The sequence below is a fragment of the Streptomyces colwelliae genome, assembly GCF_048158785.1.
Classification (GTDB): domain Bacteria; phylum Actinomycetota; class Actinomycetes; order Streptomycetales; family Streptomycetaceae; genus Streptomyces.
The window spans coordinates 1-2,053 of the sequence record NZ_JBLTJC010000730.1 but is presented as its reverse complement, the minus strand read 5'-3'; the positions used below and the strand labels follow the sequence as shown (position 1 = coordinate 2,053).

General features: G+C 71.7%; 2 protein-coding genes. One reads left to right on the top strand and one right to left on the bottom strand.

Going from position 1 to position 2,053, the window contains the following annotated elements:
• Positions 1–24: 24 nt before the first annotated feature.
• Complete coding sequence (locus ACNFOC_RS53745; protein WP_416966222.1) at positions 25–957, bottom strand: Ppx/GppA family phosphatase; 933 nt, start codon at positions 955–957, stop codon at positions 25–27.
• An 83-nt stretch (positions 958–1,040) separates the two neighbouring features.
• Between ACNFOC_RS53745 and ACNFOC_RS53740 the strand changes: the two genes are divergently transcribed.
• Entirely contained in the window at positions 1,041–1,898 is an 858-nt protein-coding gene (locus tag ACNFOC_RS53740; RefSeq protein ID WP_416966221.1) for a DUF3109 family protein, read from the top strand.
• The last annotated feature ends 155 nt before the right edge of the window (positions 1,899–2,053 follow it).

The following is a 2,053-nucleotide window of genomic DNA, read 5'->3' as shown; positions in this document are numbered from 1 at the left end:
CCGCACCCCCGCCTACGCCTACGCCTACGCCGTCGGCATCTGATCCAGCTGCCGCAGGATCACGCCCTCGCGCAGCGCCCAGGGGCAGACCTCCAGCGTCTCGACGCCGAAGAGGTCCATCGCGCCCTCGGCGACCATCGCGCCGGCCAGGAGCTGTTCGGCTCGGCCTTCGGAGACGCCGGGCAGGACGGCGCGCTGGGCGGTGGTCATGCCGGCCAGGCGCGGGACCCACGCCTCCAGGGACTCGCGCTTCAGCTCGCGCTGGACGTAGAGGCCGTCTGCGGAGCGGGCGGCGCCGGCCAGCCGGGCGAGCTGCTTGAAGGTCTTCGACGTGGCGACGACGTGGTCGGGGGCGCCGAAACGGCTGAACTCGCCCACCGTACGGGCGATCTGGGCGCGCACATGGCGGCGCAGGGCCCTTATCGCGTCCGGTTCCGGCGGGTCGCCGGGCAGCCAGCCGGCGGTGAGGCGACCCGCGCCGAGGGGCAGCGACACGGCCGCGTCGGGTTCCTCGTCGATGCCGTACGCGATCTCCAGGGAGCCGCCGCCGATGTCCAGCACGAGGAGCTTTCCGGCGGACCAGCCGAACCAGCGGCGGACGGCGAGGAAGGTGAGGCGGGCCTCCTCGGCGCCGGTGAGGACCTGGAGTTCGACGCCGGTCTCGGTCTGCACGCGCGCGAGGACGTCGTCGGCGTTGCTGGCCTCGCGGACGGCGGAGGTGGCGAACGGGAGGATCTCTTCGACACCCTTGTCCTCGGCTGCCTGGAGCGCCTCGTGGACGACGCCGACGAGTTTGTCGACCCCTTCGGGGCCGATCGCCCCGTCCTCGTCGAGGAGTTGGGCAAGGCGGAGTTCCACCTTGTGCGAGTGCGCGGGCAACGGGCGCGCGCCCGGGTGTGCGTCCACCACCAGCAGATGCACCGTGTTCGATCCCACGTCGAGGACACCGAGTCTCATATACGGAACGCTACTGCCACCTGCACCTATCTCGGTCCCCGGAGCGGTGTCTGGGGCCGCCTCGGGCGACTTACCCTGGACGCGTGCCAAAGACGAAAAAGGCGAAGACCGACAAGGCGGCCAAATCACCCGGCGATTCTTCGCCGGTGACGTCGGCCAAGCCCCCGAAGCCGTCGAAGAAGGCCCTGAAAGCGGACGAGAAGGGGCTCGACTTCGCGCGCGCGTGGGTGGAGTTCCCGGATCCGGCGGACGACGAGCAGCTCTTCCGCTGTGATCTGACATGGCTGACCTCTCGCTGGAACTGCATCTTCGGAAGCGGCTGCCAGGGCATCCAGGCGGGCCGCGCGGACGACGGATGCTGCACCCTGGGCGCGCACTTCTCGGACAAGGACGACGAGAAACGGGTCGCCGGGCATGTGGCGAGGCTCACGCCCGACATCTGGCAGCACCATGACGAGGGCGTGGCGAACGGCTGGACCTCGGAGGACGAGGACGGCGACCGCCAGACCCGCCCCTACAAGGGCTCGTGCATCTTCCAGAACCGCCCCGGTTTCGCCGGCGGCGCGGGCTGCTCGCTGCACATCCTGGCCGTCAAGGAGGGCCGCGAGCCCCTGGAGACCAAGCCGGACGTCTGCTGGCAGCTGCCGGTGCGGCGGACGTACGAGTGGATCGACCGCCCGGACGACACCCGCGTGCTCCAGGTGTCGATCGGCGAGTACGACCGCAGGGGCTGGGGTTCCGGTGGCCACGAACTGCACTGGTGGTGCACGTCGGCGACCTCGGCGCACGGCGCGGGCGACCCGGTCTACGTGTCCTACGGCCCGGAGCTGACCGAGCTGATGGGCAAGGCCGGCTACGACCGCCTGGTCGAGCTCTGCGAGCAGCGCCTGGCCTCGCAACTCCCGCTGCTGGCACCGCATCCCGCGGACCCGGTCGCCTGACGCGTTACGACGAGCCCGGGCTCGGGTCGTCGCCGTCGCCGGGCGGCGTCGAGCCGCCCGGGTCGGCGGGCGACGAGTCCGTGGGCGTCGGGGTCGGATCGGCGGACGAGGGCGGCGGGTCGCTCGGCGTGGGGTCGGTGGGCCCCGTGCCGGTG

Excerpts from the sequence above, each read along its gene's own strand:
- ACNFOC_RS53745 (WP_416966222.1), bottom strand. The coding sequence starts at position 957 with ATGAGACTCGGTGTCCTCGACGTGGGATCGAACACGGTGCATCTGCTG.